The sequence below is a fragment of the Cobetia sp. UIB-001 genome, assembly GCF_044789135.1.
GTDB lineage: Bacteria > Pseudomonadota > Gammaproteobacteria > Pseudomonadales > Halomonadaceae > Cobetia > Cobetia amphilecti.
Genome location: NZ_CP058244.1, coordinates 3224103 through 3238415, shown reverse-complemented (window position 1 = coordinate 3238415; position 14313 = coordinate 3224103). Strand labels below are relative to the sequence as shown.

Genomic DNA, 14313 nt, shown 5'->3' with positions numbered 1-14313 from the left:
GCCTAGAGGGGACTTGCCATGTTGAGCAAAGAACTTGAACTGACCCTGAACACGGCCTTCACCGTGGCACGTTCCAAACGCCACGAATTCATGACCGTGGAACACCTCCTGCTGGCACTGCTGGACAATGCCTCCGCTGCCGATGTCCTGCGCGCCTGTGGTGCCAATCTGGACAAGCTGCGAGTCGACCTTCAGGACTTCATCAATTCCACCACCCCGCTGATTCCGGAAGAGCAGGAAGACCGCGAGACGCAGCCGACGCTGGGCTTCCAGCGCGTCCTGCAGCGTGCCGTCTTCCACGTGCAATCTTCCGGCAAGAGTGAAGTGACCGGCGCCAACGTGCTGGTGGCCATCTTCTCCGAGCAGGAAAGTCAGGCCGTCTACTTCCTCAAGCAGCAGAATGTCGCGCGTGTGGATGCGGTCAATTACATCGCGCATGGCATCTCCAAGGTCGCGGGTCACACCCAGACGCCCCAGGCGTCGGTCGAGAATGAAGAGAGCGAAGAGGCGAGCAGCGAGGGCGGCAACAACCCGCTGACCAACTACGCCACCAACCTCAACGAGCAGGCGCGTCTGGGCAAGATCGACCCGCTGATCGGCCGCGATGGCGAGCTCGAGCGTGTGGTGCAGATTCTGGTGCGTCGCCGCAAGAACAACCCGCTGCTGGTCGGTGAGGCCGGCGTCGGCAAGACTGCCATCGCGGAAGGTCTCGCCAAGCGCATCGTCGAGGAGGACGTGCCGGACGTCATCAAGGAAGCCGTGGTCTACTCGCTGGATCTCGGGGCGCTGCTGGCCGGCACCAAGTACCGCGGTGACTTCGAGAAGCGTCTCAAGTCGCTGCTGGCGGAGCTGCGCAAGGAACCGAACTCGATTCTGTTCATCGACGAGATTCACACCGTCATCGGTGCGGGTGCCGCGTCCGGTGGCGTGATGGATGCCTCCAACCTGCTCAAGCCGCTGCTGTCTTCCGGCGAGCTGCGTTGCATCGGTTCCACCACCTTCCAGGAATTCCGTGGCATCTTCGAGAAGGACCGCGCCTTGGCGCGTCGCTTCCAGAAGGTCGATGTCATGGAGCCGTCGGTGGATGACACCATCCGTATCCTCAAGGGGCTGCGTGGTCGCTTCGAGGAGCACCATGCCATCAAGTACACCGATGCCTCGCTGGAAACGGCAGTGCGTCTGGCGGACCGCTACATCAACGACCGTCAGCTGCCGGACAAGGCCATCGACGTGATCGACGAGGCCGGTGCCCACCAGCGCCTGCTGCCGGAGAGCATCCGCGTCGACACCATCGATACCGAGCAGGTTGAGGCAATCGTCGCCTCCATCGCCCGCATTCCGCCGAAGACGGTCTCCAGCTCCGACAAGAAGCTGCTGTCCAATCTCGAGCGCGATCTCAAGATGCTGGTGTTCGGGCAGGACGACGCCATCACCGGGTTGTCCGCGGCGATCAAGTTGTCGCGTGCTGGCCTCAAGGCGCCGGACAAGCCGGTGGGCAGCTTCCTGTTCGCTGGCCCGACAGGCGTCGGCAAGACCGAGGTCGCCCGTCAGCTGGCGGCGTTGATGGGCATCGAGCTGGTGCGCTTCGACATGTCCGAGTACATGGAGCGTCACACCGTCTCGCGCCTCATCGGGGCACCGCCGGGCTACGTCGGTTATGACCAGGGCGGTCTGTTGACCGAAGCCATCACCAAGCAGCCGCACTGCGTGCTGTTGCTGGATGAGATCGAGAAGGCACACCCGGAAGTCTTCAATCTGCTGCTGCAGGTGATGGACCACGGCCGCCTGACCGACAACAACGGTCGCGAAGCGGACTTCCGCAACGTCATTCTGGTGATGACCTCCAATGCGGGTGCCGAGCAGGTGGCGCGTCGCTCCATCGGCTTCAAGCACCAGGATCACTCCACGGACGCCATGGAAGTCATCCGCAAGACGTTCTCGCCGGAATTCCGCAACCGTCTGGATGGCATCATCCAGTTCGGCGCGCTGGATCTCGCCGTGGTGCGCAATGTGGTCGACAAGTTCCTGGTCGAACTGCAGGCGCAGCTGGATGAGAAGCGCGTGCAGCTGGATGTCGCTGATGAGGCGCGCGACTTGCTGGCGACCCTCGGGTATGACCCGGCAATGGGTGCTCGCCCGATGGCACGTGTGATTCAGGAGAAGCTCAAGAAGCCGCTGGCAGAGATGATCCTGTTCGGCGACCTGTCCGAGTCGGGCGGCATCGTGCATGTCACGGTCGACAACGGCGAGCTGCACCTGGAAACGGAAGCGGAAATGGCGTGATCTGACGCTCAGCTTGCTGCCCTGAAGGGGCGACATGAACGGTCAGTGCTCAAGCACTGGCCGTTTTTTATGCCCGTCAGTCAGCAAGCTGTCCGCACGTAGTGAGCATGGGGCTGATTGCTCAAGCTGGACACGCGCGCACGCGAAGGGGCTCGCCATCCTCAAGGGAAGGGCGGGGAGTTGGATGAGTACTGGAGGAGGCGAATGCGTATCGGGGGAAGTAAATGCGTACTGGGGGAGAAGATGCCCAGCGGGGATGAGCCGCCTGTCATCATTGAATGGGAGCGAAGACCAGATTGGCGTTCGGGCTCAAGACGCATTCATGGGACAAGGCGGCATCATCGGAATACTCAGGCATACGCCATCGAGGTGGCGGGTGTCTCGCCGCGAAGGGCAAGTCTTGCAACCTCGATGCGTTCCGGGTCCGGGCGGAGGGTTCAGGCGGAGGTGACGCTGGTGCCTGAGGTGCCGGGAACGACCGGTTCAGCCAGCCGGTGTCATGATGATCGCATGCAGGTCCAGGACGTGCAGAGTGATCGATGGCATGGCAACCGGCAGGGCAGTCTGACCGTGCTTAGCGCGAACGGTAGACGATACGGCCCTTGGACAGGTCGTACGGAGTCAGCTCAACCTTGACCTTGTCGCCAGTCAGGATGCGGATGTAGTTCTTGCGCATCTTGCCGGAGATGTGAGCGGTCACGATGTGGCCGTTTTCCAGTTCAACACGGAAAGTGGTGTTCGGAAGGGTGTCGACGATGACGCCTTCCATTTCAATATGATCTTCACGCGCCATATAGGCTGATCCTCACTTATTACAGGGAATACTGCTGGTAGTTCCGAGCCGCCTCAGCACAAAAAGTGCCCGATTCGGGACTTCGATACGCGATATTGTGCCGTAAGGGCGGCGGCAAGGCAAAGTCGAAGCGCGATTGTACGCTCCTTGAGCGCCTGTGGGCAGCTCAGGAGGAAGATAAAAATCGGCATCTTGCGCCGGGGCAACTCTCGGCAGGCGGTTGGTCGGCACTCGGCGCTGTCTGGTGAGCCCCTGCCGGCTGAGCGTCGCGTCACCTTAGCGTTGTCGGAGCGCTTGCGTCGAGAGGGCGCCTGGAGAGCGCGTCGAAAGAGCCTATGGAATGAGCCCTTGGAATGAGCCCTTGGAATGAGCCTATGCAATGAGCTCAGCGCGTCACTCGCCGGATGTCACTGACGCGCCTTGCTTGACCAGGCTCAGTGGCAGATGGCTGTCGGTATGGTTGGCCGGTATGCGTCGCCGCCAGTGGCTGCCGTCCAGATACTCGAGCGGCTGGAAATGCTGCTTGTAGTTCATCTTGCGGCAATCACGGATCCAGTAGCCCAGATAGAGGTGGGTCAGGCCTTCGCGGCGTGCCTGCTCAATCTGCCACAGCACCGCGTAGGTCCCCAGCGAGCGCTGATTCAGTGACTCATCCGGATCGTAGAAGGTATAGATGGCGGACAGGCCATGACTCATGCGGTCCATGGCGGCGACGGCCACCAGACGGCCGTCGAGGCGAAAGCTCACCAGGCGGGCATAGTCATCGCGGGAGGTGAGGAAGGTGCGATACTGCTCATGACTGGGCGGGAACATGTCGCCATCCGCATGACGGCTGCGGATGTAGTGGGCGTACAGGCGATAATGCTCGGGGTCGAAGAGTGCCGGCCCCTCTTCGATGACCAGGTCGGCATTGCGACGCACCAGACGCTTCTGGGTGCGGTTGGGCGTGAAGTCGGCGATCGGCACGCGTACGGAAATGCAGGCACGGCAATCACCGCAATGCGGACGATAGAGATGAGAGCCGCTGCGACGAAAGCCGAGCAGGGCAAGGGCGTCATAGACACCGGAATTGGGCGCTTCCTGCGGATCGAGAAACAGCGTGGTCGCCTGGCGGCCTTCCAGATAGCTGCAGGCGTGCGGTACCGTCAGAAAGAAGCGCAGATCGCGTTGCGGTTGCTTGGGGGTATTGCTGCTCACCGTTGCATCATCTCCCTCTTGGAATTGCCGTGGCCATCATTCCCGGGCGTGCTGCGTGGGCCAGGATGTCAGTGACCACTTGCCCTCATGCCCTTGGCCAGTGGCATACTGGTCAAGATAGCTGATGAAATCGCTGCGGGCGATGCTGCGGGCGCCAAGACTTGCCAGGTGCGGAGTATGCATCTGACAGTCGATCAACGGAAAATCCCGTGCCTTCAATTCCTGGCACAAGATCACCAGCGCCAGTTTCGAGGCATCGGGCACGCGCGAGAACATCGACTCGCCGAAGAAGATGCGTCCACAGGCGACGCCATACAGGCCGCCCACCAGAGAATCGCCCTGCCAGACTTCAACGCTGTGGGCATGTCCCATGGCATGCAGGGCGATGTAGGCCTGCTGCATTTCTGGCAATATCCACGTGCCTGCCTGGCCATCGCGAGGAATGCTGGCACAGGCATTGATCACACCGGTAAAGTCGCGGTCGATACTGTAGCTCAGGCCTGCATTGCGCAGGCGCTTGGCCAGACTGCGGCGTACACGGACTTCCTCTGGCTTGAGCACCATGCGTGGGTCCGGTGACCACCACAGGATGGGGTCACCCGGGCTGAACCAGGGAAATATGCCGCGGGGGTAGGCCGCCAGCAGCCACTCGGGACTGAGTTCGCCCCCTGCACACAGCAGGCCATCGGGCTCGCTCAGGGCGGTGGAAGCATGCGGAAAGCGGACAGGGGCAGGGGGAAGCCAGGGAAGCATGGGCAGCCTCTTGTCGGTTCGGGAACATGCACGGAGCAATGGGCTCCTGGCGCCTTGGCGTCATGAGCAGACGTGAATCGGCAATTATGACGTCACTGCCATCGAATGGTTATGATAACCGGCTGAAGGTACATGGAAAATCGCCCACAAGGTGCAAGGGGGATGGCGACTTGACTGCCAAGAGTGCCAGAAAGACAAGTCGGGAACAGGCCAAGCCTGAAACCCGTAGCCGCCGTGCGGCAGCAACACCCAGGAAGCGTGCCCGTCAGAAAGCGGACTCGCCGGGCTTCTTCGCGCGTCTGCGCGGTGCTTCGGCCACTGAGTCCAGCCCGGCACGCAAGACGCCGCGCGTCTCCGGCAAGCCCGCGAGGAAGGATGCCAGCGGCCAGCCTGCTGCCAAGGCCAGAAACAAGCCGCGCGTGCAGGAAGAGAGCCCTGCAGCCCAGCGCCGCGCCGAGCGTCAGGCCGAACGCGCCGAACGCCAGGCCATCCGCGCCGAGCAGCGTGCGGAGAAGGCAGCGCGACCACCATCACGCCTGACCACCACCCTGCAGGGCGTCAGCCGTGAAGGCGTGGTCATTCTCATGCTCAGCCTCTGCGTCTTCATGCTGCTGGCGCTGTTCAGCTATGCGCCGACGGACCCCGGCTGGTCCTACAGCGGCCCTGAGCTGACGCCCAGCAACTGGATGGGCAGCATCGGCGCCTGGCTGTCAGACGTACTGTATTCGCTGTTCGGCGGTAGTGCCCTGTGGTGGCCGGCGATGCTGGGCTTCGGTGCCTGGCGTCTGATGCGTCAGCCCAGTACAGAGCTGGTGTGGGATCCGACGACCATCGCGGTGCGCGCTGGCGGCCTGTTCCTGCTGATCATGGCGACCTGCGTCATCGGCGATATCCAGTTCTACAGCCCCGACAGCCAGCTGACCAACGGCGCGGGCGGCATTCTCGGCAAGGGCATCGCCGGGGCACTGACGCCATTGATCGGCATGGGCGGGACTGTGCTGGTCGCGATGGCCAGCTTCCTGTGCGGCTTCACGCTGTTTACCGGCATGTCGTGGCTGACGGTCATGGATGAGCTGGGCAATGGCTGCATGCGGGTGTCCGGCTGGTTCGCCGAGCGCTTCAACAGCCGTCGCGACGATCAGGACGGCTACGATGACGAGGCAGCCTACGCCGAAGAGTCGCTGACGCACGAGGACGGTGAAGAGGATGACTCGGATCGCGACCCGGCCCCCAGACTGAGCTGGTGGCAGCGCCTGCTGCCGGGCCGGCGTGCCCGTGAGGAGGAGTGGGACGAGGACAGCGACGAGATTCTGCTTGGTCGCCGGCAGGAGGCAGAAGGCATCGCCGCGGAGCCGCGCGGCCAGCGCCGTGTCGAGCCGTCTCTGGATGGCGGCACCGACGAGGCCATCAGTGCTCGCGATGACTTCGCGGATGACCGCAGCACCGATATCCCGTGGCAGACCGCTGAAACCACGCCTTCCGCCAAGGTGCCGGGCGCTGCCTACACCGAGCGCATGACGGTGCAGAGCGCCAATGTCAGCATCGAAGGGGTTGATCTGGCCGCGGCCCTGAAGACCGCCGTGGCGGCAGAGGCCGCCTCCGCGCCTCGTGTCGCGCATGCCGATGTCACGCGCTCCCGTCTGCCGCAAGCCGCTGCCATTGAGGCCGAGCGCCAGCGTCATGCTGACGCCTCAGTCACGACGCAGGCTCCCAAGGCGGCGACGCCAGGCCCTGCCGTCGAAGACACGGCATCAGCCTCCGACAGCACGGCTGCGCCTGCTGCCTGGGACGCCGCCTCAGCCTTTGCGCCGACCGCTCGTCACGATACGGCTCGTCATGAGACTGCTCGTCACGAGACGGCGCAAGGCGCTCAGGCGCAGAGCGAGGCCGAAGCTCACAAGGCACCGGTACAGACTCAGGTTCAGGCTCAAGAGCTGGCTCGCGAGCAGGAAGCGCAGCGCTTGGCTGATCAGGAAGCGCAACGTCTGGCAGAGCAGGAGGCGCAGCGCGAAGCAGAACAGAAAGCACAGCGCGAAGCCGAGCAGCAAGCGGTAGAGCGACAAGCGCAGCTTGAAAAGCAGGCACAGCTCGAGAAGCAGGCGCAGCGTGAGCGCGACGCGCAACTTGCGCGCGAGCGCAGCGATGCCGCGCCGGATAGCCGCAATCAGCCGCCGGAGCCCAGGGACGACGATGATGCGCCCCTGCCCGGCAGTGGTGGTCAATTCGCCACGGCCGCAGGGCTGGCAGCCGGTGCGGGTGTGATGGCGGCCGGTGTCGCGGCGGCCTCCTCCGAGACTCCCGCTCGCAAGGCGGTCGTCTCCTGGGATGATGCCTTCGAGCAGCCGACGGGCAACGCGCCGACACAGGCAGACGCGCCTGCGGCGCCGAGCAGCCCGTCTGCCACGCCGCAGCAGCATGCCCCTGAGCCGCGTCAGCCTGCAGCGCCTCATCAACCGGCCGAGCCGGTCGCGCCAGCGGAGCCGGATTCCATGGCGCCTCAGGCCGAGCATGTGCCGCCTTTCGAGGCGCCGACAGCCACGCCGGAAGCGCCCCCCGCAACGGCCGAGCGTCCTTCCTGGGCCTATGACGGGGATGAGTCCGGCATGGTGCCGGGCGGTGGCCGTCTGGCGACGGCGGAGGATGCACAGGCGGCTGCCAGTGATCCCTCCGGCCCGACCCTGTGGACCGTGGAGCACATGCAGAGTCAGCGCCATGAAGGTGCCGATCACGAGGACGAGCCGGAAGGGGACCTGCCGCAGCTGAGCCTGCTGACGCCGCCGGATGCCCAGAAGCCCAACTACAGCGAAGAAGAGCTCGACCAGATGGCCGAGCTGCTGGTGGTGCGTCTGCGCGAGTATGGCGTCAAGGCCGAGGTGGCGGATGTCTGGCCGGGACCGGTCATCACGCGCTTCGAGATTCAGCCGGCACCGGGCGTCAAGGCGTCCAAGATCTCCAACCTGTCGACGGACCTGGCGCGTTCGCTGCTGGTCAAGAGCGTGCGTGTGGTCGAGGTGATTCCGGGCCGTCCGACGGTCGGCATCGAGATCCCCAACCCCAACCGCGCCATGATTCGCCTGCGTGAAGTGTTCGATTCCGATGCCTATCAGCTGGCGGAATCTCCGGTCACGCTGGCGCTGGGGCAGGACATCGGTGGCGCCCCTGTCGTGGCCAACCTCGGCAAGATGCCACACCTGCTGGTCGCCGGTACCACCGGTTCGGGCAAGTCAGTCGGCATCAACTCGATGCTGATCTCGATGCTGCTCAAGGCCACGCCGGACGAAGTGCGCATGATCATGGTCGACCCCAAGATGCTGGAGCTGTCGGTCTATGACGGCATTCCGCACCTGCTGGCGCCGGTGGTGACCGACATGAAGGAGGCCGCCAACGCCCTGCGCTGGTGTGTCGCCGAGATGGAGCGTCGCTACAAGCTGATGGCCGCCATGGGCGTGCGCAACCTGGCCGGCTTCAATGCCAAGATCGATGAAGCCGAGGCACATGGTGCCCAGATCGCTGACCCGCTGTGGGAGCCGCAGCCCTGGGAGATGCACCAGCATCCGCCGGTGCTCGCCAAGCTGCCCTACATCGTGGTGGTGATCGACGAGTTCGCCGACATGTTCATGATCGTCGGCAAGAAGGTCGAGGAGCTGATCGCACGTCTGGCCCAGAAGGCGCGCGCCGCGGGCATTCACCTGATTCTGGCCACCCAGCGTCCGTCGGTGGACGTCGTGACCGGCCTGATCAAGGCCAATATCCCGACGCGCATGGCCTTCCAGGTCTCCTCCAAGATCGACTCGCGCACCATCCTCGATCAGGGCGGCGCCGAAGACCTGCTGGGTCACGGTGACATGCTCTACCTGCCGGCCGGTGCCGGCATGCCGACGCGCGTTCACGGTGCCTTCGTCGATGATGACGAGGTTCACCGTGTGGTCGATGACTGGAAGCGTCGCGGCTCGCCGGAGTACATCGAGGAAATCCTCACCGGTGGCGTGCAGGCGGATGCGTTGGCCGGTCTCGAGGCCGAAGGCGAGGACAGCGATGCCGAGCAGGATGCGCTCTACGATGAGGCCGTGGCCTATGTGGTCGAGTCGCGTCGCGCCTCCATCTCTGCCGTGCAGCGTCGCTTCAAGATCGGGTACAACCGCGCCGCGCGTCTGGTCGAGGCAATGGAGATGGCGGGTGTCGTCTCCGCGATGGGCACCAATGGCTCGCGGGAAGTGATCGCGCCCAACCACAGCGGCTAGTCGCCGCAGGCCTGGTCGCCGCACGCTGAAACACACGAAGGGGAGCTTTTTGCTCCCCTTCGTGTCAAAGACCTCAGATAACAGATCACTGCCAGCAGGATATTGGCAGCAATCATCCCGAATCGCTGAAATGATGATGGTCAGATGCAGGGCCTCGGTGCCGAGGCTTGCCACTGGTCTTCCTCATCGCAAGGAGTTTCATGAAGACATTGTCCCGTTCTTTCGCTTCTTCGTTGACCGCTCGTCTGGCCAAGGGGTTGGGCACCGCGCTGATGTTGGGCATGGCCGCTCTGCCAGCGCACGCCGAGGAATCGGCAGGCGATCGTCTGTCGCGCCTGCTGGAGCCGCTCAAGACCTATGCTGCCGACTTCGATCAGCAGATCCTCGATGCCTCGGGTCAGCGTCTGCAGGAAGCCAAGGGCAAGATGTGGCTGTCGCGCCCGGGCAAGTTCCGCTGGAGCGTCGATGCGCCGTACCGTCAGGAAGTGGTGTCGGATGGCAAGGAAGTCTATCTGCATGATCCGGACCTCGAGCAGGTCACCGTGCAGCCGCTGGATGAGCGTGTCACCCATACGCCGGCGCTGTTGCTGTCCGGTCGGGCCAGTGAGTTGACCGCCAACTATGCGGTCAAGCGTCAGCAGCAGGGCGCGCGTGAGACCTTCACGCTGACGCCCAAACAGGCCGATACGCTGTTTGAAAGCCTCAAGCTGACCTTCGACAGCGAGCAGCTCGACATGCTGCAGATGGCGGATTCCACCGGCCAGCGCACGGCGATCGACTTCAGCAACGTGCAGTACAACCCGTCACTGCAGGATAGCCGTTTCGTGTTCCAGATCCCGCAAGGCGCCGACGTCATTCGCGAGCAGTGATCACGCCCAAGGTGCAGCGCAAATCCTGAATACGCTTGACCAGACAAGAACGCCCGGACCAGATGGTCCGGGCGTTCTTGTCTGTGCCAGTCGCGACATGGCAGTCATGTGCGCGCAGGATTCGCCGCTGATCAGCTCTGTCCGGGCGTCTCGCCACGGTCTGCGGCGGCGTCCTGCTCGCGGCGCCAGCGCTCGATCTCGGCGAAGCGCTTCTCACCACCATGCTGGGTCGGGCGATAGAACTGCTGGGTCGGCAGCTCTTCTGGCCAGGCATCGTGGGAGCGGCCGGCCGGATAGCCATTGGGCTCGTTGTGGGCATAGCGATAGCCTTCGCCCATGCCCAGCTCCTTCATCAGCGTGGTCGGGGCATTGCGCAGGTAGACCGGCACCCCGAAGTGGGGCTGCTGGCGCACGAAGGCCTTGGCTTCCTTCCAGGCCACCTCGATGGCATTGCTCTTGGGCGCGATGGCCAGGTGGATCGCCGCATGCGCGATGGCGCGCTGGCCCTCGTAGTCACCGAGGCGCAGATAGGCGTCCCAGGCGGCGATGGTCAGCGGCAGGGCGCGTGGGTCGGCGTTGCCGACATCCTCGGAGGCAATCGCCGTCAGGCGCCGTACGACATCCAGCGGGTCGCCGCCGCCATCCATGAAGCGCGCCATGTACAACAGCGCCGCGTCGGGCCGCGAGGAGCGTATCGACTTGTGGATCGCCGACAGCAGGTCGTAATAGTCATCGCCCTGCTTGTCGAAGCTGGAGGCCTGATGGCCCAGCACGGCCTCCAGCGAGCTGTCCTCGAGTATCTCGCGCGTTCCCCCCTGGGCGTCGGGCTCACGACGCACGAAGTCACAGGCGGTCTCCAGCAGGCCGAGGGCACGGCGTGCATCGCCGGAGGCCGAGCGCGCGATGCGGGTCAGCGTCTCGCGGCTGGTTTCGATATGACGCTTGCCGAGGCCGTTGACCTCATCCTGCAGGGCGCGCGTCAGTACCTCGATCAGGTCGTCCGTCTCGAGGGCCTTGAGCACATAGACCCGCGCCCGTGACAGCAAGGCCGAGTTGACCTCGAAGGACGGGTTCTCGGTGGTCGCGCCGATCAGTGTCAGCAGGCCGGATTCCACATGCGGCAACAGGGCGTCCTGCTGGCTCTTGTTGAGGCGGTGGATCTCATCGAGAAACATCACCGTCTGGCGATCGCTGGCCTGGAAGTGTCTGGCGCGTTCCACCACCTCGCGGATGTCCTTGACGCCGGCCATCACCGCCGAGAGCTGCTCCAGATGGGCATCACAGCCCTTGGCGAGAATCTCGGCCAGCGTCGTCTTGCCGACCCCCGGCGGCCCCCACAGGATCATCGAGCGCACCACGCCGGAGGCCACCATCTGGCGCAGCGGCATGTCAGGCCCGACCAACGCTGTCTGTCCGATGTAGTCATCCAGGGTGCGGGGACGCATGCGGAAGGCCAGTGGCGCATGGGAATTCGAGGCGGTATCGGCAAAAAGATCCATCGGCGAGTCTGGCTCCGGCAGGCGTGGGGCAGTATTGCGCTCATCATGGCCGATCCTGCAGGCCTGTACAAATCAGCAGGGTCGGCGCGCTCAGTCAGCGGCCTCAGGCCGCGCGTGGCATTGCACCAGACTGTCATGTTTTCCTGACAGCATGACACGCTCATTTAGGCAATCCCACCCAACGTCTAACTGGCGCTCGGGGGATGTGTCCTACACTTCTAGGTGACGACATTGCTACATTCGGTAGCAATGCCCGAGGCGGCAGCGCTGTCTGCCAGCATCGGCCACCTGTTCCGTAAGGAGGAGGAAGTCATGCCCAATGTGACTCAGCTGCGCCAGGACCACGCCAACATGGCCCGTCTGCTGCACGTGCTTTCGCACCGCCACAAGACGCTCGTCAGTGGTGAGCGCCCCGACTTTCGCATGATGCGTGAGGTGGTGGATTACATTCTCGATTACATGCAGGGCTTCATCATTCCGCTGGAGCGTCAATGCACCCAGATGCTGTGCGAACGCTCCGAAGACGCCGCGCCACTCTGTCAGCGCCTCATCCAGCAATATCGCACCCTGCACGAGCGTCTGGACAAGCTGTCCGACAATCTCGACAGCATCCTGATGGACCAGATCATCCCGATGGATCAGTTCAATGCCGACCTGCGCGAGTATGTGGAGGCACACCGTGATTATCTACGTGCCGAGCGCCAGGAGCTGTTCCCGCTGATGCGCGACAACCTCAGTGATGAGGAATGGCAGCAGCTGACCGATGCCATCCCGCATGCGCGCACCGAGCTTGAGCGCCTTCAGGAAGCCTACCCGGAACTCTACGCCGAGCTGACCGAGAGTGATGTCGTGACCGCCTGAGCCCTTTCGGTCCGATCTATAACGGTCTAGTCAGGAACTCGCCACACAGAAAGAATCCGCACTTTGCCCGCCACAACAGAAAGAATGCCAAGTCGTTGGCGGGTATTCCGAAAGTCTCCACGTCTCATCTCCCCCACACTGAGGTCATCACATGACGCCCGCCGCGTTTCGGTGGGCGTTGTCTTTGGCGGTGTTCCGCCTTCTCAGATGACGGCCGTGCGGCCCGGGAGACAAGCGATGAGTGCTCAATCTCTTGCACGACAGTGGGCAACTTCCCAGGACGGAGCGACGTCCGAGCCCACCCAGTTCGCCAGCCAAGGCATTGCCCTGGAAGACCCGCGCCTGTTTCGCCAGCTCGCCTACGTGAATGGCTGCTGGGTGCATGGTGAAGGCGGACGCGAGGAGGCGGTCTTCGACCCCGCCACCGGCGAGCGTCTCGGCCAGGTGCCGTGGCTCGAGGAGGCGCAGATCGACGCCGCCATCGCCACCGCCGATGCAGCCCAGCGTGAATGGCGCAAGCTGCGCGTCGACCAGCGCGGCGAGCTGCTGGATGCCTGGTACGACCTCATCCGCGCCCACAAGGAAGACCTGGCCATGCTGATGACGCGTGAGCAGGGCAAGTCGCTCGACGATGGGCGCGGTGAGGTGGAATACGGCGCCAGCTTCGTTCACTGGTTCGCCGAGGAGGGCAATCGTGCCTTCGGCGAGACCATTCCCAGCCATATCCCGAATGCCGCGCTGGGCACCGTGCGTGAGCCTATCGGTGTCGCGGCGCTGATCACGCCGTGGAACTTCCCGCTGGCGATGATTACCCGCAAGGCTGCGGCCGCGCTGGCGGCGGGCTGCACGGTGCTGGTCAAGCCGGCCGGCGAGACGCCGTTCTCGGCGCTGGCGCTGGCGGAGCTGGCCGAGCGCGCCGGCATTCCCGCCGGTGTCTTCAGCGTCATCACCGGCGAGGCCTCCGAGGTCTCGAAGCAGCTGTGTGACGACCCGCGCGTCGCCGGGCTGTCATTCACCGGCTCCACCCGGGTCGGGCGTCTGCTGCTGAAGCAGTGCGCCGACAGCGTCAAGCGTGTCTCGCTGGAACTGGGCGGCAATGCGCCCTTCATCGTCGGGCCGGACATGGACCCCGAGGAGGCTGCGCGCGCCGCCGTCGATGCCAAGTTCCAGACCTCCGGTCAGGACTGCCTCGCGGCCGACCGTATCCTGGTCCACGACAGCCTCTACGAGGACTTCCTGAGCCACTTTGCGCGCATCATGAAGCAGCTCAAGGTCGGCAATGGCCAGGTGAAGGGGATCGACCTTGGCCCGCTGATCCACCGCGACGCCGTCGCCAAGGCGCAGACCATCGTCGATGACGCCGTCGAGCGTGGCGCGCGGCTGATCCACGGCGACCAGAGCATGGCGCCGGGCCCCAACTTCTTCATGCCGGTGCTGCTGGCCGACATCACGCCGGACATGCGCGTCTGGCGCGAGGAAACCTTCTCGCCAGTGGCCGGCATCACCGCCTGGCACGATGAGGAAGAGGTGATCGCGATGGCCAACGACACCGAATACGGCCTCGCCGCCTACGTCTATACCCACGATGTGCGCCGCATCTGGCAACTGATGCGTGGCCTGCGCTTCGGCATGGTCTCGGTCAATTCCGTCAAGATGACCGGCGCGCCGATTCCCTTCGGCGGCGTCAAGCAATCTGGCCTGGGTCGCGAAGGTGGGCGTCAGGGGCTCGAGGAATATCTCGATATCAAGTACTACTGTCTGGGTGGACTGGAAAGCGCCTCCGGAAGTTGAGACGGACATCCTTCACTGTCACATGT

9 protein-coding genes are annotated in these 14313 nt (G+C 63.9%); 5 read left to right on the top strand and 4 right to left on the bottom strand.

Annotated elements, in window-relative coordinates; genetic code table 11:
* Positions 1–18: 18 nt before the first annotated feature.
* On the top strand, positions 19–2283 hold the full coding sequence (clpA, locus tag HA399_RS13500) for an ATP-dependent Clp protease ATP-binding subunit ClpA (RefSeq protein ID WP_043333850.1): 2265 nt from the start codon (positions 19–21) through the stop codon (positions 2281–2283).
* Between the two features lie 574 nt (positions 2284–2857).
* Here the strand turns inward: clpA and infA are convergent.
* From infA to aat, 3 genes are all read right to left on the bottom strand, one after another.
* Positions 2858–3076 (bottom strand): translation initiation factor IF-1, encoded by a 219-nt coding sequence (gene infA / locus HA399_RS13495; RefSeq protein ID WP_024953359.1) that lies wholly within the window; start codon positions 3074–3076, stop codon positions 2858–2860.
* Between the two features lie 393 nt (positions 3077–3469).
* The gene (locus tag HA399_RS13490; RefSeq protein WP_054555616.1) at positions 3470–4273 is read right to left on the bottom strand and encodes an arginyltransferase; all 804 of its coding nucleotides are present in this window, start codon (positions 4271–4273) and stop codon (positions 3470–3472) included.
* 36 nt (positions 4274–4309) lie between these two features.
* Positions 4310–5026 (bottom strand): leucyl/phenylalanyl-tRNA--protein transferase, encoded by a 717-nt coding sequence (aat, locus tag HA399_RS13485; protein ID WP_043333849.1) that lies wholly within the window; start codon positions 5024–5026, stop codon positions 4310–4312.
* Between the two features lie 170 nt (positions 5027–5196).
* Here aat and HA399_RS13480 point away from each other — a divergent pair, with 170 nt between their 5' ends.
* Positions 5197–9267, top strand: coding sequence for a DNA translocase FtsK 4TM domain-containing protein (locus HA399_RS13480; protein WP_404325253.1), 4071 nt, complete (start codon positions 5197–5199; stop codon positions 9265–9267).
* Between the two features lie 200 nt (positions 9268–9467).
* Positions 9468–10136, top strand: coding sequence for an outer membrane lipoprotein chaperone LolA (lolA, locus tag HA399_RS13475; protein WP_404325252.1), 669 nt, complete (start codon positions 9468–9470; stop codon positions 10134–10136).
* Between the two features lie 131 nt (positions 10137–10267).
* Here lolA and HA399_RS13470 read toward each other — a convergent pair whose 3' ends face one another.
* Positions 10268–11635, bottom strand: a complete 1368-nt coding sequence (locus HA399_RS13470; RefSeq protein ID WP_404325251.1) for a replication-associated recombination protein A — start codon at positions 11633–11635, stop codon at positions 10268–10270.
* 312 nt (positions 11636–11947) lie between these two features.
* Between HA399_RS13470 and HA399_RS13465 the strand changes: the two genes are divergently transcribed.
* Together HA399_RS13465 and HA399_RS13460 are read left to right on the top strand one after the other, a co-directional pair.
* On the top strand, positions 11948–12496 hold the full coding sequence (locus HA399_RS13465) for a hemerythrin domain-containing protein (protein ID WP_043331576.1): 549 nt from the start codon (positions 11948–11950) through the stop codon (positions 12494–12496).
* A 237-nt stretch (positions 12497–12733) separates the two neighbouring features.
* Positions 12734–14287, top strand: a complete 1554-nt coding sequence (locus tag HA399_RS13460) for an NAD-dependent succinate-semialdehyde dehydrogenase (RefSeq protein ID WP_131432614.1) — start codon at positions 12734–12736, stop codon at positions 14285–14287.
* The last annotated feature ends 26 nt before the right edge of the window (positions 14288–14313 follow it).